The 20,129-nt window shown below is 64.2% G+C and carries 18 protein-coding genes; 10 read left to right on the top strand and 8 right to left on the bottom strand.

Features of this window, described 5'->3' with window-relative positions; translation table 11 throughout:
• The first annotated feature begins 52 nt into the window (after positions 1-52).
• Positions 53-586 (top strand): GNAT family N-acetyltransferase, encoded by a 534-nt coding sequence (locus RA302_RS13640; protein ID WP_019748278.1) that lies wholly within the window; start codon positions 53-55, stop codon positions 584-586.
• Positions 587-598: 12 nt separating this feature from the next.
• Here RA302_RS13640 and zapE read toward each other — a convergent pair whose 3' ends face one another.
• Positions 599-1,615: a cell division protein ZapE gene (gene zapE / locus RA302_RS13635; protein ID WP_019748277.1), complete on the bottom strand. Its 1,017-nt coding sequence runs from the start codon at positions 1,613-1,615 to the stop codon at positions 599-601.
• 43 nt (positions 1,616-1,658) lie between these two features.
• Here zapE and RA302_RS13630 point away from each other — a divergent pair, with 43 nt between their 5' ends.
• From RA302_RS13630 to msrB, 4 genes are read left to right on the top strand one after another with little or no spacing between them, the layout of a single operon-like run.
• Positions 1,659-2,408 carry a pyrimidine reductase family protein gene (locus RA302_RS13630; RefSeq protein ID WP_243617239.1) on the top strand — a complete coding sequence of 250 codons (750 nt, stop codon included), beginning with the start codon at positions 1,659-1,661 and terminating at the stop codon, positions 2,406-2,408.
• Between the two features lie 19 nt (positions 2,409-2,427).
• Complete coding sequence (locus tag RA302_RS13625; protein ID WP_243617238.1) at positions 2,428-3,981, top strand: alpha/beta hydrolase; 1,554 nt, start codon at positions 2,428-2,430, stop codon at positions 3,979-3,981.
• A gap of 60 nt (positions 3,982-4,041) precedes the next feature.
• On the top strand, positions 4,042-5,325 hold the full coding sequence (locus RA302_RS13620; RefSeq protein WP_019748274.1) for a glycosyltransferase family 87 protein: 1,284 nt from the start codon (positions 4,042-4,044) through the stop codon (positions 5,323-5,325).
• Between the two features lie 9 nt (positions 5,326-5,334).
• Positions 5,335-5,766, top strand: a complete 432-nt coding sequence (gene msrB, locus RA302_RS13615; protein WP_003942631.1) for a peptide-methionine (R)-S-oxide reductase MsrB — start codon at positions 5,335-5,337, stop codon at positions 5,764-5,766.
• Between the two features lie 53 nt (positions 5,767-5,819).
• On the opposite strand, the gene RA302_RS13610 is transcribed toward msrB, so the two are convergent.
• The 7 genes from RA302_RS13610 to hemE form a co-directional block, all read right to left on the bottom strand.
• Positions 5,820-6,740: a hypothetical protein gene (locus RA302_RS13610; RefSeq protein ID WP_243617237.1), complete on the bottom strand. Its 921-nt coding sequence runs from the start codon at positions 6,738-6,740 to the stop codon at positions 5,820-5,822.
• Positions 6,740-7,051 carry a hypothetical protein gene (locus RA302_RS13605; protein ID WP_195791958.1) on the bottom strand — a complete coding sequence of 104 codons (312 nt, stop codon included), beginning with the start codon at positions 7,049-7,051 and terminating at the stop codon, positions 6,740-6,742. The genes RA302_RS13610 and RA302_RS13605 overlap by 1 nt, the downstream gene beginning before the upstream one ends.
• Positions 7,044-7,517, bottom strand: coding sequence for a YbaB/EbfC family nucleoid-associated protein (locus tag RA302_RS13600; RefSeq protein WP_243617236.1), 474 nt, complete (start codon positions 7,515-7,517; stop codon positions 7,044-7,046). The genes RA302_RS13605 and RA302_RS13600 overlap by 8 nt, the downstream gene beginning before the upstream one ends.
• Positions 7,518-7,599: 82 nt before the next feature.
• Positions 7,600-9,876, bottom strand: a complete 2,277-nt coding sequence (locus RA302_RS13595) for a molybdopterin-dependent oxidoreductase (RefSeq protein ID WP_243617279.1) — start codon at positions 9,874-9,876, stop codon at positions 7,600-7,602.
• 54 nt (positions 9,877-9,930) lie between these two features.
• Positions 9,931-10,626 carry a hydrogen peroxide-dependent heme synthase gene (hemQ, locus tag RA302_RS13590; RefSeq protein ID WP_019748269.1) on the bottom strand — a complete coding sequence of 232 codons (696 nt, stop codon included), beginning with the start codon at positions 10,624-10,626 and terminating at the stop codon, positions 9,931-9,933.
• A 4-nt stretch (positions 10,627-10,630) separates the two neighbouring features.
• The gene (locus RA302_RS13585) at positions 10,631-11,992 is read right to left on the bottom strand and encodes a protoporphyrinogen oxidase (RefSeq protein WP_097387402.1); all 1,362 of its coding nucleotides are present in this window, start codon (positions 11,990-11,992) and stop codon (positions 10,631-10,633) included.
• Entirely contained in the window at positions 11,989-13,056 is a 1,068-nt protein-coding gene (gene hemE / locus RA302_RS13580; RefSeq protein WP_243617278.1) for a uroporphyrinogen decarboxylase, read from the bottom strand. Before hemE ends, RA302_RS13585 begins: the two co-directional genes overlap by 4 nt.
• Positions 13,057-13,254: 198 nt before the next feature.
• Between hemE and RA302_RS13575 the strand changes: the two genes are divergently transcribed.
• The 5 genes from RA302_RS13575 (at position 13,255) to RA302_RS13555 (ending at position 20,101) form a co-directional block, all read left to right on the top strand.
• A complete protein-coding gene (locus RA302_RS13575) occupies positions 13,255-13,845 on the top strand; it encodes a DUF3000 domain-containing protein (RefSeq protein ID WP_019748266.1) in 591 nt (196 codons plus the stop codon).
• A gap of 60 nt (positions 13,846-13,905) precedes the next feature.
• The gene (locus tag RA302_RS13570) at positions 13,906-15,312 is read left to right on the top strand and encodes a wax ester/triacylglycerol synthase family O-acyltransferase (protein WP_019748265.1); all 1,407 of its coding nucleotides are present in this window, start codon (positions 13,906-13,908) and stop codon (positions 15,310-15,312) included.
• An 11-nt stretch (positions 15,313-15,323) separates the two neighbouring features.
• Entirely contained in the window at positions 15,324-16,613 is a 1,290-nt protein-coding gene (locus tag RA302_RS13565) for a ribonuclease D (RefSeq protein WP_243617235.1), read from the top strand.
• A gap of 161 nt (positions 16,614-16,774) precedes the next feature.
• Positions 16,775-17,995, top strand: coding sequence for a thiolase family protein (locus tag RA302_RS13560; protein ID WP_243617234.1), 1,221 nt, complete (start codon positions 16,775-16,777; stop codon positions 17,993-17,995).
• A complete protein-coding gene (locus RA302_RS13555) occupies positions 17,996-20,101 on the top strand; it encodes a 3-hydroxyacyl-CoA dehydrogenase NAD-binding domain-containing protein (protein WP_243617233.1) in 2,106 nt (701 codons plus the stop codon). It abuts the gene before it with no gap.
• Positions 20,102-20,129: the final 28 nt, after the last annotated feature.

Here is a 20,129-nt window from a genome sequence, read left to right as displayed (position 1 = left end):
AAGGTGGTGTACTTGATCAACCGAATCATGTGCGCGAGAGGTAGAAACTGACGTGACGATCACCGTTGACCGGGCCGGAATCTGGGATTCCGAAGCAATCGCCGACGTGGCAGCGGTGACGTTTCCGCTGGCTTGTCCGCCGGGCGCATCCGACGACGACATCAGTGCCTTCATCGACAACGTCCTATCCGTCGACAAGTTCTCCGAGTATCTGACGGACCCGACACGAACCGTTCTCAAGGTCATTCGCGACGGCGCGATCGTCGGCTACGCGATGCTCGTCGACGACGAGCCCGCCGACCCGGACGTCAAAGCTGCTGTGACACTTCGCCCGACGACGGAACTGAGCAAGCTGTACGTGCTTCCGGGAAACCACGGAACCGGCGCGGCAGCATCCTTGATGGACGCGGTTGTCGACCATGCACGACGCAGCGGAAGTGCCGGGATCTGGCTGGGTGTCAATCAGGAAAATCTGCGCGCCCAGAAGTTCTACGCCAAACACGGCTTCACCCAGGTCGGCACGAAGACTTTTCTCGTGGGGGCACAACTCCACCACGATTTCGTGATGGAGCGCCCCGTCAGCTGACAGGCCTGCTGATCAGCCGGCCGCGACCTCGAAACGAGAAAGTGCGAGCAGACGCGAGGTCGCGCGCAGGTACTTCTTCTTGTACCCACCGGCGAGCATCTCGGGAGTGAAGATCTCGTCGAGGCGTGCGCCGGAAACGGTGACCGGGATGCTCGCGTCGTACAAGCGGTCGGCGAGAACCACGATGCGCAGTGCAACAGACTGATCCGTGGCCGGGTGAACGCCGTCGATGAAGACCGCCTTCACCCCCTCGACCAACTTGTTGTAGCGCGACGGATGCAGTGTGCTGAGGTGCTTGCACAGCTCGTCGAAGTTGTCGAGCGTGGCGCCGTCGATCGCCTCGGCCCGAGAGACCAATTCCTCCGAGGAGATGGGCTCCGGTGCGGGCGGGAGATCGCGGTGACGGTAGTCGGGGCCGTCGACGCGAATCGTCTCGAAGATCGAGCCGAGCTTCTTGATCTCACGCAGGAAGTCCTGAGCCGCGAAGCGACCCTCACCGAGCTGGCCGGGAAGCGTGTTCGACGTCGCGACGATGGACACGCCGCGCGCGGAAAGCTCCGAAAGGAGGCGAGAGACGAGCATGGTGTCGCCCGGATCGTCGAGCTCGAACTCGTCGATGCAGAGAACGCTGTGGTCGGCGAGCGCTTCGACCGCTTTGTTGAAGCCGAGAGCGCCGACGACGTGTGTCAGCTCGACGAAGGTTCCGAAAGCCTTCGGCGACGGGACGCTGTGGAAGATCGACGCCAGCAAGTGAGTCTTACCGACACCGAACCCGCCGTCGAGGTACAGGCCGGCGCCGGTCGCCTGGGTCTTCTTGCCGAACAGTCCGCGGCGTCCACCACTACGGATCTTGGTTACGCGCTTGGAGAATTCCTCGGCCTTGGCGACAGCAGCTGCCTGGCTCGGTTCCTTCGGATCAGGAATGTAGGACGCAAAACTCACCTCGTCGAACATTGCGGGAGGCACCATTTGAGCTACCAGTTGATCGGCGGGTACCACCGGGCTGCGATCGACAAGACGTTCATGCATCCGTCAAGGGTATCTACGTGATGTGATCTCTCATGTGCACCGTATGGATATTGCGACCTACTTCACACCAGGCCACGAAGACGAACTCCGCGGCTTGTACGCCTATCCGGCGAACCTCTCCCAACCCTGGATGCGCGTGAACTTCGTTTCCAGCATCGACGGGTGCGTCTCCGTCGACGGAGTGAGCCATGGACTGGGCACACCTGCAGACAAGTCGGTATTCGGGATCTTGCGCGAACTTTGTGACGTCGTCGTGGTCGGCGCAGGCACAGCGCGAGCCGAGAACTACGGGGGTGTGCAGATCTCGGACGAAGCCCGGGCGCGACGAAAGGCGGGCGGCCTCGCTCCGGTCCCACCGATCCTCGTCGTCTCGGCGCACGCGTCGATCGACCCTGAAAGCCGGCTCCTACGAGATACCGAAATTCCGCCGATTCTTGTTGTCGGTAGCGCCGCGGACAGCGCAGCGATTTCAGCGCTGAGGTCGGCCGGAGCGCAGGTGGAGGTGACGGACTCACCGAATGTCAGCAGCGGCGACATCGACAGGGCCTTGTCGGCTCGCAAGCTCCGTCGCGCGCTGTGCGAGGGCGGGCCGTCACTTTTCGGGCAGTTGATCGAGGACAATGCCGTCGACGAACTCTGCATCACCACTTCACCTCAGCTGGTGGGGAGCAAAGTCGGCCGAATCTCGCTCTCCCCCAATGCAATGCCCACGTCGATGCGTCCCGCTCACATTCTCGGCGATTCGGACGGCACGATCCTCACTCGATGGGTTCGTCAGCAGCCACGTCGGTGAACCTGGCACTCTGGTCGGCATGCGCAGAGTTGCTTTGATGGCCGTCGTCCTCGCGACGTGTTGTGCGTGCGGAGCCGGTCCGTCGCTTCGGCCCGCCGTCGCGGTCGAAGGCCGCACCGACGGCAGCCCTGCCCAGAGCGAGGTACCGTCACCCGATGCGCCGCCGGTTGACCCCGGCGTCCCGACCGACGACATACCGTGGCGAGACTGCACCGGCACGTCACTCGCCGACCAGGCTCTCACAGCGTCGAGCGCCGGCGTCATCCTCGAATGCGCGGAATTCAGTGCCCCCATCGACGTGACCGGCGCCATCGACGGCAACTTCACTGCCGGCTTGACCCGCGCTCGAACATCCTCGACGCCTGCCAACGCGTATCCGATCGTGTTCACATCCGGCACCGACCGTTCGTCGGGAAACTCTCTGGCCATGCTCGCTACGTCCGGCTTGACGACGGTACTCACGGACCACCCCGTCGTTGCCCTGGATCGACGCGGAATCGACAGGTCCACCGCAATCGACTGCATGACGCCGGAGATTCGGCGCGGCCTTCACGATCTGGGCCAGTTCGACGCGGACTCCACCGGCGACGCCGCCGACGCGGTCGCCGCTCTCGGTCACGATGCAACCATCGCCTGTACCGACTATCTCGATCCTCAAGAGCTGAAGTTCGGCGCGGACTCCGCTGCCGAGGACATCGACGCTCTACGTACGCGGTGGGGCGTCGAGACCATCGCTCTGTGGTCGGCAGGGTCCGGCTCGGACATCGCGCTGAGCTACGCGGCAGCCCACCCCGAGAACCTCGCGAGGTTGATCCTCGATTCTCCCGCTCCGGTGGCCACCGACGCTGCCACCGAGGCAGAGAGCCGCGTGCAGGGCGAGGAAGCGGCGTTGACCGCATTCGCTCAGCGATGTGTGGCGCTGGGGTGCTCTCTCGGACCTGATCCGAAGAAAGCGGTCACGGACTTGATGGAGCGCGCTCGGGCCGATGAATTCCAGCCGCTGTCCGCCGCTGCGGTGTCGAACGCGATTTCGGCGAGCCTGTGGACTGCCGGAACCAACCGTGAGCAAGAGACCCGCTCGCTCTCAGACGCTCTGTCCGCGCTCGGTACCGGCAACGCTTCGCCGATTCGAGAGCGCGCCGCCCGGGCAGAGAACGAGGTGGACGGTGACGGCCAGTTCATCGGACGATGCACCGACGGCATGCAGTGGCCGGGGATCGGGCGCGTCCGCGAACTGGCGGACACCTGGGGCACCAACTATCCGGTATTCGGTCGAGAAGCCGCGCTCGGTTTGCTCGCGTGCGCCAGCTGGCCGTCGACCGCCAACTCTCCCCTGCCGAATCAGTTGAAGCCCGCCGTCCTCGTGCTGAGCGGTCAGGGCGACCCGGCCGTCGGGAACTCCGGACTCTCGACCGTCACCGGCGTCGTGACCAACGCGGGGTCGCGCTTCGCAACCCTGGACTGGCAGGGTGCAGGTCACCCCGCGGCACAATCCACCTGCGCGCAGCAGGCGATGAGGGCATACCTCACCGATGCCTCCCTGCCCAGCAACGGAAGCGTGTGCCCGGCCTGACTCGGGCGCTTGTCCACCACGACCGAAAAGGGGTGCATCCCCCGATCACACCCTGCTCCGGTGTACCGTGCCGAAGTGTTCCTTCGACAGCTCGAGCCGCGTACCGGGCGGACAACCCAACAAGTCGTCAACTTCGTTTTGTGGCCGATCGCCGTGATGACCGTGCTCAATCGTGTCATCGTCACAGCAGTCAACGGCGCCATCACCGATGACTTCCGACCGGTCTACAACGCCGCGCTGGCGTTCTGGAACGGGCGCGACGTCTACACCGCAGATTTCAACTCCGTAGACCCCCATTATCTGTACCCACCATCGGGTTCCTTGTTGATGGCACCCCTGGCGATCCTCGATCCCGAGCGCTCGCGGTGGCTGTTCATCGGTGTCAATGCCGTCGCCATTCTCGTGGCTCTCTACCTGCTGTTGCGCTTGTTCGACCTGACGATCAGTTCCATCGCGGCGCCGATTCTGGTGCTCGGCGCTTTCATGTCGGAGACGGTCACCAACACGTTGGTGTTCACCAACATCAACGGCCTCGTACTACTCGGCGAAGTTGCCTTCCTCCTGCTGCTGATGCGCAAGAAGGATCTGTGGGCCGGCGCCGCGATCGGTCTCACCATCGCAGTGAAACCCACTCTCGCGCCACTGCTCCTGCTGCCGCTCGTTCGCGGTCAGTGGAAGGTGCTCGTCACCGCCCTGGGCATCCCGTTCATTCTCACGGTCGTGGCATGGCCGCTTGCGTCGGATCCGATGGACTTCGTCCGCCGCACCGTGCCGTACCTGCTCGAATCTCGTGACTACTTCAACAGTTCGATTGTCGGAAACGGCGCTTACTTCGGTCTGCCCGAATGGTTGATCCTGCTGTTGCGCGTCGTGTTGGCCGCCATGGTCGTCGTCTCTCTGTGGCTTCTTTACCGCTATTACCGCAACGACGAACTCTTCTTCCTCACCACCGCGACCGGTGTGATCATGACCGCGTCGTTCCTGCTGCCATCGCTCGGCCAGATGTACTACTCGATGATGCTGTTGCCGCTGTTGATGTCCGTGGTGCTCAAGAACTCGGTCATGCGGAACTGGCCGGCGTGGCTCGCCGTCTACGGCTTCATGACGTTCGACAGCTGGTGGTCGAACCGCTGGCCGACCTTCGGCCGGGCAGCCGAATACACCAAGAGCACCCTCGGCTGGAGCCTTCTGCTGATCGTGATCTTCTGTGTCCTCGGATACCGGTATCTGGTCGCGCGTCGCGAGGGCCGCTTGGATCGCGGAATCGATCCCGCCTACCTCCTCGATCCCCCACTCGATACCGTCTCACCTGCCGACGAAGCCGAAACGGCGACAAAGCATTAGCGTGGAGGCATGAGTTCTTCACACGATGGCATCGACAGCACACCTGAGGTCACGTACACCGAGAGCGAGTGGCGCGAAAAGCTGACGCCGGAGGAGTTCGCCGTCCTGCGCCAAGCCGGCACCGAACGCCCCTTCGTCGGCGAGTACACCGACACCACCACGGAAGGCGTTTACTCCTGCCGTGCGTGCGGAGCCGAACTGTTCCGCAGCACCGAGAAGTTCGAATCGCACTGCGGGTGGCCGTCCTTCTTCGATCCGGCGGATTCGGATGCCGTGATCCTGAAGGAAGACAGCTCACTCGGGATGCGCCGTGTCGAGGTCATCTGCAAGAAGTGCCACAGCCACCTCGGTCACGTCTTCGAGGGCGAGGGATACCCGACGCCGACCGATCAGCGGTACTGCATCAACTCGATCTCGCTGGTTCTCAAGCCCGCTCAGTAGCCAGGTCGTGGGCTACCCCGTGTCACTGGTAGCCCACGATTCGAGACTTCAACTCAGAAGTCCCAGTTCAGCGCAGTCGGGCTCAGACCAGCCGCGTTCAGGTCCTCGTTTCGAGCGACAAGACCGTCCTTGACTGACCCGATCCCACCACCGATCGCGCCGGACGTGATGTCCGTCAACGAGGCATCGCCGCCCGTGACTTCCTTCGTCACGATCGCAGCGGACGCTCCCGATACCGCATCGTCGAAAGCCCCCCGCGCGATCTGCTGCAATCTCGAACCGGTCGGGAGCGGGTTCGGGTCGGGGCCGACACGATCCGGCGTCGTCTTCAACCCTCCGTTCGCAAGTCCCTTGATGAAACCGTCGCGCCCCTCGGTCACGACCTTGCCACCGTCGATCGACTGGCGATGATCCATCGTCATCTGCCCGAGTTGAATGGCGAGGCCGGAGAAGACGGCAGCGGCAGCTTCCACTGCTGCAGCCTCGATCACTCGTATCAACAATTGCTGCAACAGCATTCGGACCGTGAGTGTTGTTGCCACCTCAGCCGCCACGATTCCGGCGGTACTCGCACCCAGTGTCGGGACAGCGGCCGCCACCATGGCGGCAATCTCGAGCGCCAGTGCGCCCAGCGCCGCGAGGATCGACAGTTTGGTGTACTCGATGTCCGTGCCGGTATCGGTGCATGACTGACCCAGTTCGGCCGCGGCAGAGGACAACCGCTCGAAGACCTCCGCAACTCCCCCGGCCTCCGACCAATACCGAGACAACGAGTCGCCGGCTCGACCGTCGATCGATGCCAGTAATGTTTGCAATCCGTAACCACCGGCAGCGGCCGAAGCCTCGATCCGATCAGCCGCGCCTGACCAGGCATCACCCAACCTCCATAGTGCCGTTTCGTCTCCTTGCGGCCAGTCACTGCCCACCGCAACCGACGCAACCGCCTGTAACCAGCCTGGAATCTCGAGTCCCATCAGAGCCCACCCGCCATGTCGTCGGCAAGCGAGGTGTCGATCGATTCGAAACGATCGGTGATCTCGATCAGCGTGGCAGTCAATGCGCGAAGCGCGCCCGCGACCAGTGTCATCCCGCCGACTGCTGACTCCGCACCGGGAACATAGGCGTCCGAGAATGCGGTTCCGAACTGGTCAGCGCCCCAGCACCCCTCTTCGGCGCCGGCCACTGTTTCCAGAGCACTCCGCGCCTCGTCGAGATCGGCAGCGACCACCTCGAATGCTGGTGCAGCACTTCCCATCGCGGCCACGTCCACGTCCAGTTCAGACATTGCCGGAGCTCCTCAGAACGGTGCGGTCCCAGTGCTCGTCGCCGCCGACCGGCACCGACGCCGGACGAGGCGCGAGAATCTCACGCAATCCGAGCACACCGGGAACGAGGTCGGGCAAATCGATCCTGGCCGCTTCGGTGAACGGCCTCGACATCTCGGCAATCTGTCGGCGCATGTCCTCCGCCGCAGATGTGGCCGTGGCCAGGATCAGATTTCCCAACGCTACCGGCGAATGCTTGCCGTAAGCGCTCCCGGAGAGGGTGACTCCCACGGTCGCCCCCGAAGCGTCTACGACGACTTCCACGCTGCCATCACTCGAGCGTGCACTCGCCGTTGCTCGTGCGATCTTCTCCTGCATATCCGCCAGCGATCGCGTTCGCTCCAACAGATCAACCTGCATCGAATCGATCTGAGCCCGAAGAACTTCGACGTGTCCCCTCATCGAACCAACATCCGCTCGACTCACGATGGTCCCCACCTTCGATAGATCGTGACACCTGATTCAGGCGCTCACGAGGTTCGACGCGGGAGGTGGCCGATCGGTTCCGTCAGCGCGAACGAAGCACGGGCGGATCGAACGCCTTGACCGGCGGCAGAACCCCTTGGAATTTCTCGATCTGCACCAGAACGTGCTGGCCGGTGCACCCGTGCGAAAGCGAAGACGTGCCGACGTCTGGCGTCAGAACGTTGGGATTTCCGTGAACACACAGCGAATCGGGGTCGGCAGGATCGAGCGGGTCGTACCACGCCCCGGTCGACAACTGGACGACGTCGCTCCGCAAATCCGAATCGACGATCACACCAGCCAGGCACGCCCCGCGATCGTTGAATACGCGCACCACGTCCCCAGCCGACACGCCGCGCGCGGCCGCTGCATCGGGGTGCATACGAATCGGCTCGCGTCCCTGAATCTTCGATGCCTGGCTCGCAGCGCCGTGATCGAGTTGGCTGTGCAGGCGCGTCTTGGGCTGGTTGGCGATCAAGTGAAGCGGGAATTGCGTGGCCCGTGGTCCACCCAGCCACTCGTCGGGCTCGTACCAGCGCGGATTGCCGGCGCAGTCGTCGTAGCCGAAAGACTCGATGGTCTCGGAGAAGATCTCGATCTTCCCACTCGGAGTCGAGAGCGGATACTTCTCGGGGTCCTCGCGGAAGTCACCGAAGAGCACGAGGTTGTCTTCGGTTCGCATCCGGTAGTGCCCGTCCGACCAGAAATCCTCGAACGTCGGTGTGTTGCCGCCGTCTGCATCGACGAACGGCCGCCATTGACCGTAGAGATGCTCGATCCACTCCTGTGAGGATCTCCCCTCGGTGAACTGCTCCCCGAATCCGAGCGCAGAAGCCAGAGCGGCAAACGTGTCGTAGTCGTCTCGCGAATTCGCGAAAGGTGGAACTACTTGCTGCATCGCGACCAGAAGTGGATCATTTCGTGTGCAGCTCAGGTCATTTCGTTCGAGCGACGTTGTCGACGGGACAACGATGTCGGCATTGCGAGCCATCGGCGTCCAGTAGGGATCGTGAACGACGATCGTGTCCGGACGCGCAAATGCCCGTCGCAGCCTCGGGAGATCCTGGTGGTGGTGAAACGGATTGCCACCGGCCCAGTAGACCAACCGAATATCCGGATAGGTCAGGCGCCTGCCGTCGTAGTCGAACTCCTCGCCGGGCGAGAGCAAGAGATCGGAGATCGCGGCCACCGGAATGAAATCGGGCACCGGATTCACACCTTGCGAGAAGGTCGGCAACGGATACGGCACCGGAGCCAGACCCGGCTCGTTCATCGAACCGTAGCCGTGGCCGAAACCGCCACCCGGAAGCCCGAATTGGCCGAGCATCGCGGCGAGTGTCACGCCCATCCACGGTGCCTGTTCACCGTGTTTGATGCGTTGCAACGACCACGTGACGGTCACCAGCGTCCGGCCGGACGCCATTCTCCGAGCCAGGTCGGTGATGAACTCCGCCGGCACCCCGGAGATCTTCTGCGCCCAGCGCGGATCCTTCGGTACACCGTCGGCACGTCCGAGCAGGTAATCCTCGAAGCGTTCGTAGCCGACGCAGAAGCGGTTCAGGAAATCGCGATCGTGCAGGTCCTCCGACGCCAGGACAAACGCCAGGGCAAGCATGATTGCCACGTCGGTTCCCGGAATGGGTGCGATCCACTCGCAGTCGCCATCGACGTCGTCGCGCAACGGACTGAAGGAGACGATCTTTCCGCCGCGGGCACGAAATGCGTCGAGCGCCCCGCGCGTCGGATGATCGCTCGTACCACCGGCATTGACGCCGGTGTTCTTGATCGGCACTCCCCCGAACGAGACGAGAAGATCGGAGTGCTTGGCGATGACGTCCCACGACGTGGAGCGCGCGAACAACTTCCAGTGTGTTCCGACCACACGCGGCATGATGACACCGGTGGCACCGAGCGAGTAGCTGTGGACCGACTTGGTGTATCCACCCAGCTGATTCAGAAATCGGTGAACTTGGCTCTGCGCGTGATGGAATCGACCGGCGCTGGCCCAGCCGTACGAGCCGCCGAAGATCGCGTTGTTCCCGTGCGTGTCGACCACGCGACGCAACTCGCGGGAGAGGAGTTCGGTCAGTTCGTCCCACGAGACCGAGACGAACTCGTCCGCGCCACGTCGGTCGCTGGGACCAGGTCCGGTCTCGAGCCAACCGCGGCGCACCGCCGGGCCCGAAACGCGAGCCCGACTGCGCACCGAACCGGCGAGGTTCCCGAGCATCGGCGAGGGATTCGAATCACCCTCGTACGGATGCACGGCGGTCACCTCGCCGGCGACCGATTCGGCGGTGAACATTCCCCAATGGGACATGTGTTGACGACGCCGGTTCGGTGCAGTTGTCACAGAAACTACTTTCGAAGTAGATCAGGGTAGGGAAAGGACCAGCTTCTCGATGTCCACGCGCGGCCCGGTGAAGAACGGCACCTCTTCGCGAACGTGCAAGCGAGCTTCGGTGGCACGCAGATCGCGCATCAGATCGACGATACGGATGAGCTCAGGCGCTTCGAACGCGAGAATCCACTCGTAGTCCCCCAGAGCGAAGGCCGGGACCGTGTTGGCGCGAACGTCCTTGTACGAACGAGCAGCCATACCGTGATCGGCGAGCATCTTGCGACGCTCCTCGTCGGGGAGCAGGTACCACTCGTACGAGCGGACGAACGGGTAAACGCAGATGTAGTCGCCCGGATCCTCACCCGCGATGAACGAGGGCACGTGGCTCTTGTTGAACTCCGCGGGGCGGTGCACCGCCGAGTTGCTCCAGATGGGAGCACTGGCCTGTCCGAGGACGGTGGTGCGGCGGAAATCCGCGTACGCGGCCTGAAGTTCCTCGATGCTGGCCGCGTGGGTCCAGATCATGAAGTCCGCGTCGGCGCGCAAGCCGGCGACGTCGTAGATGCCGCGAACCACGACGCCCTTGTCTTCGAGACCCTCGAAGAACAAGCGGGCGTCCTTGACCGCAGCTTCCCGATCATCGCCCAGCACACCGGGTTCCACCTGGAACACGGAGAACATGAGGTAACGGATTTCAGAGTTCAGTTTGTCGAAATCAAGGCGTGCCATGGGTCTATCGTGCCACTCGCTCGAATATCCGTGTAGCCGCCGTCGTGCCGACTGCGACACACGCCGGAACCCCGACGCCGTGCAGCCACGACCCGGCCACTTCGAGGCCGTCGAACTGCGTCATCCCGGACTCGATTTCAGCCACGATTTCCGTGTGACCTGGGGAGTACTGGGGAAGACCGCCGTGCCACCGCTGTACGAAGCTCGCTCCTGGCTCCTCGGTGATTCCGGTCACGGTCTCGAGATCGGCGCGCGCAAGTTCGATCAGTTCACCATCCGGCCGGTCGACGATCTCCGATGCGCCGAATCGACCGAACGACACCCGAACGAGATGCTCGCCGCGATCAGCGAGGTGCGTCCACTTTCGGCTCGACAGCGTGAACGCCTTGGCGGTCAGGTCGGCGTCGGTGGCAACCAGGATCCCCGAATTCTGCGGAAGGTCGACCTGACCGGGCAGGCGGAGCGCCACCACCGCGGACGACGCCAGTTCGATCCGCGACGCGATACGCGCAATATCCGCATCGACGCCGGCCAACAGCACCGCTGCGCGCGGCGCCGGAACAGCCAGAATCACCGCGTCGACGCTGCCGAGCGGATCGACGTTCCAACCTTTCCCGTCCCTGCGTAACTCGGAAGCCTCGCCGCGGACGAACGTCGCGTCGGCGGCCTGCCGCAGCGCATCGAGCAAGATGCCGTAACCGTCCCTGAGCGCTCCGAACACTGGTCCGGGTGCAGGTGTCGGCACTGCGGCTGCAACTGCGTCCGTGAGGCTCTGAGCGCCCGCATCGAGCGCCGCAGCGAGTGTCGGCAAAGCTGCACGCACTCCGATGGTCTCCGCCAGGCCCGAGTACACCCCGCCGAGAAGGGGATCCACCGATCGGCTGACCACCTGATCACCGAATCGCTGTGAAACCAGTTCGGCAACACTGCAATCGGAACCGCGGGTCCACTCGAACGGAGCGCCTGGTTCGGCAGCTATGCGCGACAGTGTCTGCTCGTCGACTAGATCTCTCACCGACTCGGACGATGCCGGGATTCCCATCAGGGTTCCGGCAGGAAGTCGATTCAGTGAGCCCTGGGACCAGATCAACGGGCTCAACCCCGCGGGGTAAACGATCTGATCGGTCAGTCCCAGCTCGGCGAGAAGCGCAGGGACTTCGGGCCGACGGGCGATGAACGCCTCGGCGCCGATGTCGATCGGGCCACCGCCAAGATCAATCGTTCGCAGCTTCCCGCCCAGTCGCGGAGAGTCGTCGACGACCGTGATGTCGGCAACGGAGCCCAGACTGCGCCGAAGCCGGTACGCGGCAACCAGACCGGAGATTCCGCCTCCGATCACCGCGACCGACGGCCGAGTGGTTGTCACAGCGAGTGCACCAGCTCCACCGCCGAGGTGATCGCCGTGGGATCGGTGTCGGGAAGAACTCCATGGCCGAGGTTGAAGATGTGGCCGATGGCACCGGCTTCGATCGCGCGGTCACCTTCGGCGGCGATCCGGCGCACCTCACGATCGATCACCTCGGGGCCCGCGAACAGTACAGCGGGATCGAGATTGCCTTGCAGCGCCTTGCCCGGACCGACACGACCGGCCGCGACGTCGAGCGGAATCCGCCAGTCGACACCCACGACGTCGGCACCTGCCTCCCCCATCGCGCCGAGAAGTTCACCGGTTCCGACACCGAAGTGGATACGCGGAACGCCGGCAGCGGCAACCTCGGCAAACACCCGTTCGGAATGCGGGAGAACAAATTCCCGGTAATCGGCCAGCGAGAGCGCGCCGGCCCACGAGTCGAACAGCTGAACCGCGTCGACACCCGCCTTGAGCTGCGTCTGCAGGAAGCAGATCGTGGTGTCTGCCAGGCTTCCGAGCAACGCGTGCCAGGTCTTCGGATCGGAGTGCATGAGCGCCTTGGTCTTCTCGTGGTTCCGGCTCGGACCACCCTCGACCAGATACGACGCCAAGGTGAACGGCGCTCCGGCAAAGCCGATCAGCGGAGTCGAGCCCAACTCGGTGGTGAGAAGTCGAACGGCCTGCGCGATCGCCCCGACCTCTTCGGGGACCAACCGCGGGAGGGCTGCGACGTCGGCGATGGAGCGAATCGGATTGGCAACCACCGGTCCGACGCCGGCAACGATGTCGAGATCGATTCCCGCAGCCTTGAGCGGAACAACGATGTCCGAGAACAGGATTGCCGCGTCCACGTCGTGACGGCACACCGGCTGCATCGTGATCTCACAGACCAGCGCCGGATCGAAACACGACTCCAACATGCCGATCCCCGCGCGGATCTCGCGATACTCCGGCAACGAACGTCCGGCCTGGCGCATGAACCACACCGGCCGTCGACTCGGAGTGCGTCCGGTCGCCGCGGCGAGCAACGGTGCGTCGGGCAAAACTCGCCGAGCGCTGTATTCCGCCGACCCGGTCATGCCTGAATTCATGTTGTCCAACCCGCTCATCAGTCCTCGCGCTCTCCGCCAACGTGTGTCTTCGATCGACTCAATGCTGCCATGTCCCACACTCGGGATCGGACACCCGAGCGGTTCGTGAGCGGCCACACACCCGAACCACACTCGGTCGGCGCGCCTCCACCTACCCGCCCTTATCCCCGACTAACGTCCTGACCTGTGACGACATCCGGATCGACAGCCGACCCGGCCGAGTTCCGTGCCGCCGTGGAGGCGATGACCGCTGCGCGGGTTCGGCCCGAGATAGAGGTCGGTCCCATCCGTCCGCCGCAGCGTCTCGCTCCGTACAGCCACGCAGTGGGAGCCGAGGTTCTGCACCCGGACTCCGACGTCGTGGCCGAACAGTCCGAAGGCGACGCTTTCGGCCGCCTGATCCTGTTGTTCGATCCGGACGGCGACGAGGCATGGAACGGCACCATGCGGTTGGTGGCCTACATCCAGGCCGATCTCGACGAAGCCGTCGCCGCGGATCCACTACTTCCCGAAGTAGCCTGGAGTTGGCTGGTGGACGCACTCGAAGCCGGACCGGAACCTTTTGTGGCCCTGGGCGGTACGGTCACAGCCACAACTTCCGTGCGATACGGCGACATCGCGGGCCCGCCGCGAGCCCACCAACTCGAGTTACGTGCATCCTGGACTGCAACGTCATCGGAATTGGCTCACCACGTCGAGGCTTTCTGTGAAGTTCTCGCGTACGCGGCAGGACTTCCGCCTGCCGGGATAACCACGCTGTCGCGGCAGGGCGACTAACTCCACTACTCGTTTACGCATTCCCCCGGAAAAATACTAGAACCTGTTCTAAAATGAGTCATGCAACGTCTCAGCGGACTCGACGCGACCTTCCTCTACTTGGAAACACCGACCCAGCTATTGCACGTTTGTGGACTCGTACTGCTCGACCCCTCGACCATTCCGGGCGGTTACGACTACCGGAAGCTGCTTCGCGAGTTGGACTCGCGGATGGCCACGATGCCGACCTTTCGGCGCAAACTCAAAGATTCCCGCCTCAATCTCGACTACCCGGTATGGGTCGACGATCACGATTTCGACATCGAGCGGCACTGCCACCGGACCGCGGTACCTGCTCCGGGCACACACGCGGAACTGGCAGAACTCGCCGGACACATCGCGAGCCAACCGCTGGATCGTTCCCGCCCACTATGGGAGATGTGGGTCATCGAGGGACTTGCCGACGGACAGATCGCCGTCATGTCGAAGATCCATCACAGCGCTGCCGACGGCGTCACCGGCGCGAACATCCTCGCTCAGCTGTGCAGTCTCGAACCGGATTCACCGGCGCTCGTGGATCCCACCGCACAGGGTGCGGGCGACGCGGGAACGCTGGACATCGCGATCGGCGGACTCATGGCCGTCATCGCCCGACCCGCAAGAATTGCCCGTCTGGTCCCCGGCGGAATCGCGATGCTCCCCAAGTGGGTGACGCGTGCACGCAAGGGTGAAGCGATGCCTGCTCCGTTCACCGCGCCGCGGACCTCGTTCAACGGCGCTATCACCGGTCACCGCAACGTCGCCTTCAGCCAGCTCGATCTCGCGAAGGTCAAAGCCGTCAAAGACCGTCACGGGGTGAAGGTCAACGATGTGGTTCTCGCGCTGTGCGCGGGTGCTTTGCGGACCTACCTCGAGGACCGCGACGAACTGCCGGAGGACTCACTCGTCGCGATGGTCCCCGTATCGGTCCACGGTAAATCCGATCGGCCGGGCACAAACCAGATCTCGGGCATGTTCACGCAGCTGGGCACCCAGATCGGCGATCCGGTCGAGCGTCTGCACGCGATCAGCGATTACAACGCCACCTCGAAGAACCACAACGAGGCTCTGGGTGCGAACATGCTCCAGGACTGGTCCCAGTTCGCATCACCAGCGGTGTTCGGCGCCGCCATGCGGGTGTACTCGTCGCTCAAACTCGCCGAGCGTCACCCCGTCGTGTCCAACCTGGTCGTCTCGAACGTGCCCGGGCCGCCGGTCCCGCTCTACTTCCTCGGCGCCCAGATCAAGGGAATGTTCCCGCTCGGCCCGATCTTTCACGGGGCAGGACTCAACGTGACGGTGATGTCACTCGACGGAAAACTCGACGTCGGCATCGTCAGTTGCTCCGATCTGGCACCCGAATTGGACCAGCTCGCGCAAGGTTTCGGAGCCGCACTCGACGAACTGTTCGACGCTGAGGTGACAACCCCGGCCCCGACTGCGACGTAGAGTCAGTGACCATGTCCGAAGTCACCGATGATGCAACCGAGCCCACCTCCGACGTAGTTCCGCTGCTCGTTCCGCGTGACGGAGTTCCGGACGTCATCACCACTGCCGCCGGTGTCGCCGACGCCGCGGCCGCGCTGGCCTCCGGCCACGGCCCGCTCGCCGTGGACGCCGAGCGGGCATCCGGATTCCGTTATTCGGCACGGGCGTACCTGATCCAGCTCCGACGCGAAGGAGCGGGATCGTTCCTGCTCGACCCGATCCCGACAGCGCAGGACCTGCAGCCGTTGGCCGAGGCGATCAATCCGTTGCAATGGGTGCTGCACTCGGCCGATCAGGATCTCCCCGGCCTCGCCGAACTGGGCCTGACACCGGCCGAGCTGTTCGACACCGAACTGGCCGGTCGACTGGCCGGGTTCGAACGAGTCGGACTCGCCGCGATAGTGGAACGAACCCTGCGGGTGGAACTTCGCAAGGGTCACGGGGCCGCGGACTGGTCGACACGTCCGCTACCGGACGCCTGGTTGAACTACGCCGCCCTCGACGTCGAAGTGCTTCTCGAACTGCGCGACGCCATGGAAGCCGAACTCGAATCCCAGGGCAAGCTCGAGTGGGCGAAGGAGGAGTTCGAGTACATCCGTCTGGCCGGCCCGCCCAAGCCCAAGCCCGACCGTTGGCGTCGTACATCGCACATCACCTCGCTCAAGACCACTCGGCAGTTGGCGGCAGTACGGGCGCTGTGGCAGGCGCGTGAGGATCTCGCGCGCAAGCGCGACGTGTCGCCGAGCCGGGTTCTCCCTGACTCCGCCATCATCGACGCCGCCCTCAAAGATCCTCAGTCGCTGGATGCGCTCCGTTCGCTTCCCGTGTTCGGCGGACCACGTCAACGCCGGTATTCGCGTGTGTGGATGGACGCGCTGGAAGCTGCGCGCAGGCTCCCGGACAGCGAGCTTCCGCCGAAGACCCCGCCGATCGTCGGACCCCCTGCCGCCGGCCGCTGGGCTCGCCAGGACCCGGCGGCAGCCGACCGACTGACGGCGGCTCGGGCAGCACTGTCGGACCTGAGCAAGGAAGTGTCGGTGCCCGTGGAGAATCTGCTCCAACCCGACCTGGTCAGGCGCCTGTGCTGGGACTGGAAGTTGGAACCCGACTCCGACATCACCGAAGTCGAGAGTGCAATCGAGACCAAGCTCACTTCCGGTGGCGCACGTGGCTGGCAACGCACTTTGACGGTTCCCGTCCTCGCCGAGGCACTGAACTCCGTGGTCCCGGCCGAGCCCGAAGTAGAAGAGTCTGAATCTTGACCTGACCCCGGTGTGAGGTTGGAGCAATTCGGCACGTTAAGTTACCGGTCAGTAATGGGCAGTAGTACGCTCGATACGAGGCCGGACGCCTGGCCGTGATCGCCGAACCAACGTCTCACCGCACTTCGGAGTGGTGGGCAGCTCCATCAGGAGGAATTCGCGTGGCTCCATCCACAAACAACCAACGCAACGTCGTCTTCGTCGACGGCATTCGCACCCCGTTCGGCAAGGCCGGCCCGAAAGGCATGTACGCCGACACGCGCGCAGACGATCTCGTCGTCAAGGCGATTCGTGAGCTGCTTCGCCGTAACCCGCAGCTCGATCCCGCACGGATCGACGAAGTGGCTGTCGCAGCCACCACGCAGACCGGTGACCAGGGCCTGACCATCGGCCGCACCGCTGCGATCCTCGCCGGTCTCCCCGAAACCGTTCCCGGATTCGCCATCGACCGCATGTGCGCCGGCGCGATGACCGCCGTCACCACCACCGCGTCGGGCATCGGCTTCGGCCAGTACGACGTCGTGATCGCCGGTGGCGTCGAGCACATGGGCCACCACCCGATGGGTGAGGGCGCAGACCCCAACCCGCGCTTCCTCGCCGACCGCCTGGTCGACCCGAGCGCCCTCGTGATGGGTAACACCGCCGAGAACCTGCACGACCGGTTCCCGACCATCACCAAGGACCGCACGGACGCCTACGCCGTCAACAGCCAGAACAAGTACGACGCTGCCAAGAAGGCCGGCTTCATCGCCGACACCCTGGTCCCCGTCGCCACCCGCAGTTCCGCGGGCTGGGGTCTGGCCACCGAAGACGAGCCGCCGCGCCCCGGAACCACCGTCGAAGATCTCGCGAAGCTCAAGACGCCATTCCGCCCGGCCGGACGCATCACCGCCGGTAACGCCGCCGGACTCAACGACGGTGCCACCGCAGCACTGCTCGCCGGTGAGGACACCGCAGCCGAGCTCGGCCTGCCGGTCGGCATGCGCATGGTGGGCTTCGCCTACCAGGGCGTCGACCCCGCCGTCATGGGTATCGGCCCGGTTCCCGCCACCGAGAAGCTCCTGACACGCACCGGCCTGAAGATCGAGGACATCGGACTCTTCGAGATCAACGAGGCGTTCGCCGTTCAGGTCCTCGCGTTCCTCGAGCACTACGGAATCGCCGACGACGACCCGCGCGTCAACCAGTGGGGCGGCGCCATCGCGTGTGGCCACCCCCTCGCTTCCTCGGGCGTTCGCCTGATGACGCAGCTCTCCCGCCAGTTCGCGACGCGTCCCGACGTGCGCTACGGCTTGACCACCATGTGCATCGGACTCGGCATGGGCGGCACCGTCATCTGGGAGAACCCGAACCACGCTGACTACCAGGCAGGGGTTAACTAAATGTCTGATATTGCAACAGCATTCGCCGACGAGGTCGTGACGAACGCCTACACGAAGATCATCTCGGTCCCCGGCATCGAGGGCCCGTTTGCACTGATCACCCTCGACAACGGCTTCGACCACACCAAGCCGTCGTCATTCGGTCCCGGCGGACTCACAGCATTCGACGCCGCCCTCGACGAAGCCTTCGCAGCCAACCCGGTTGCCATCGCCGTCACCGGCAAGCCGTTCATCTTCGCCGCCGGCGCGGACCTCAAGGGTGTTCCCGCGATCACCTCTCGTGAGCAGGGACTCGAGCTGGGCCGCTTGGGTCACAAGGTGTTCCGACGCCTGCGTGAGTCGTCCGTTCCCACGTTCGCCTTCATCAACGGTGTCGCTCTGGGCGGCGGCCTCGAGGTCGGCCTGCACAGCCACTACCGCACGGTTGCCGCCAATGCGGGCGCACTGGGTCTTCCGGAAGCATTCCTCGGTCTGGTCCCCGGTTGGGGCGGAACGCAGTTGCTCCCCAACCTCGTCGGCCCGTCGAACGCCGTCACCGTGGTGATCGAGAACTCGCTGAACCAGAACAAGGTGCTCTCCCCCAAGAAGGCACTCGAACTCGGCGTCGTCGACGTCGTTCTCGATTCTGCCGACTTCATCGAGCAGTCCCTCGCCTGGGCGTCGCAGGTCCTCGCCGGCACAGTGACCCCCGCTCGCCCCGAGATCGATCGTGGCCAGGGCTGGGACGACGCGATCGCTCGTGCGAAGGCGATCGTCGACGGCAAGACCAAGGGCAACGCTCCCGGCGCCGTCAAGGCCGTCGAGCTGCTCGAACTGGCTCGCAGTACCGACATCACCGATGCCGCTTCGCTCGACAAGGGCTTCGCGGCCGAGGACGAGGCTCTTGCCGACCTCCTCCTGACCGACGAACTCCGTGCAGGTCTGTACGCCTTCGATCTGGTGAACAAGCGCGCCAAGCGCCCCGCCGGAGCACCCGACCGCTCGCTCGCCCGCAAGGTCAGCGGCGTCGGCATCGTCGGTGCCGGTCTCATGGCCAGCCAGCTCGCGCTGCTCTTCGTCCGCCAGCTCAAGGTGCCGGTCATCCTGACCGACATCGACCAAGAGCGCATCGACAAGGGTGTCGGTTACGTCCACACCGAAATCGAGAAGCTCCAGGGCAAGGGGCGCCTGTCCCCCGACGCTGCGAACCGCCTCAAGGCGCTCGTCTCCGGTTCCCTCGACAAGGCCGCGTTCGCCAAGACCGACTTCGTCATCGAAGCCGTCTTCGAGAACATGGACGTCAAGAAGAAGGTCTTCGCGGAACTCGAGCAGTTCATCGCTCCCGAAACCATCCTCGCCACCAACACCTCCTCGCTCTCCATCACGGAGATGGCGTCCGGCCTCGAGCATCCCGAGCGTGTGGTCGGCTTCCACTTCTTCAACCCGGTTGCCGTTCTTCCTCTCCTCGAGATCATCAAGGGCAGCAAGACCGACGATGCCACTCTCGCAACGGCTTTCGCCACCGCGAAGTCGCTGAAGAAGTCCGCCGTCCTCTGCGGCGACAAAGCAGGCTTCGTCTTCAACCGCCTCGTCACCCGCACCTTGGGTGAGGTCATGTCCGCCGTCGACGAAGGCACCCCCTTCGACGTCGCGGACAACGCCATCGCCGAACTCGGCATGCCCATGTCGCCGTTCACCTTGCTGGCCCTCGTCGGACCCGCAGTGGCTCTGCACACCGGTGAGACCCTGCAGGAGTCCTACCCGGACCGGTTCAAGAGCTCACCTGGACTCGAAGCACTCGTCGAGGCTCGCAAGCCCGGCGTGTGGACCTGGGGCGAGAACGGTCAGGCCGTCGATCCCGAGGTCGCCGCACTGTGGCCGCAGGGTGACAAGGTGTCCACCTCGGAAGAGGTCCTCGAGCGCACACGTCGTGCGTTTGCCGAGGAAATTCAGATCATGCTCGACGAGGGCGTCGTAGCGGCAGCCGAGGACATCGACCTCTGCCTGCTGCTCGGCGGCGGGTTCGGATTCTGGAACGGCGGCATCACGCCGTACCTGGACCGGACCGGTACCTCCGAGGCTGTCAACGGCAAGCGCTTCCTCGCGCCTGGTGTTGCCAGCGTCTGAGTCAGTCGATCGACCCGTCACGGACGGC

Origin of the sequence: Rhodococcus sp. DN22, assembly GCF_036669995.1 — a bacterium.
GTDB lineage: Bacteria > Actinomycetota > Actinomycetes > Mycobacteriales > Mycobacteriaceae > Rhodococcus_F > Rhodococcus_F erythropolis.
The sequence above is the reverse complement of the archived record's forward strand: the minus strand, read 5'-3'. Positions and strand labels throughout refer to the sequence as shown.

What these genes read in the sequence shown, in the direction of transcription:
- zapE (WP_019748277.1), bottom strand. Translation starts at nt 1,615, where the DNA reads ATGCATGAACGTCTTGTCGATCGCAGCCCGGTGGTACCCGCCGATCAA.
- RA302_RS13630 (WP_243617239.1), top strand. Translation starts at nt 1,659, where the DNA reads ATGGATATTGCGACCTACTTCACACCAGGCCACGAAGACGAACTCCGC.
- RA302_RS13625 (WP_243617238.1), top strand. Translation starts at nt 2,428, where the DNA reads ATGCGCAGAGTTGCTTTGATGGCCGTCGTCCTCGCGACGTGTTGTGCG.
- msrB (WP_003942631.1), top strand. Translation starts at nt 5,335, where the DNA reads ATGAGTTCTTCACACGATGGCATCGACAGCACACCTGAGGTCACGTAC.
- RA302_RS13610 (WP_243617237.1), bottom strand. Translation starts at nt 6,740, where the DNA reads ATGGGACTCGAGATTCCAGGCTGGTTACAGGCGGTTGCGTCGGTTGCG.
- RA302_RS13605 (WP_195791958.1), bottom strand. Translation starts at nt 7,051, where the DNA reads ATGTCTGAACTGGACGTGGACGTGGCCGCGATGGGAAGTGCTGCACCA.
- RA302_RS13595 (WP_243617279.1), bottom strand. Translation starts at nt 9,876, where the DNA reads ATGTCCCATTGGGGAATGTTCACCGCCGAATCGGTCGCCGGCGAGGTG.
- hemQ (WP_019748269.1), bottom strand. Translation starts at nt 10,626, where the DNA reads ATGGCACGCCTTGATTTCGACAAACTGAACTCTGAAATCCGTTACCTC.
- hemE (WP_243617278.1), bottom strand. Translation starts at nt 13,056, where the DNA reads ATGACCGGGTCGGCGGAATACAGCGCTCGGCGAGTTTTGCCCGACGCA.
- RA302_RS13570 (WP_019748265.1), top strand. Translation starts at nt 13,906, where the DNA reads ATGCAACGTCTCAGCGGACTCGACGCGACCTTCCTCTACTTGGAAACA.
- RA302_RS13565 (WP_243617235.1), top strand. Translation starts at nt 15,324, where the DNA reads ATGTCCGAAGTCACCGATGATGCAACCGAGCCCACCTCCGACGTAGTT.
- RA302_RS13555 (WP_243617233.1), top strand. Translation starts at nt 17,996, where the DNA reads ATGTCTGATATTGCAACAGCATTCGCCGACGAGGTCGTGACGAACGCC.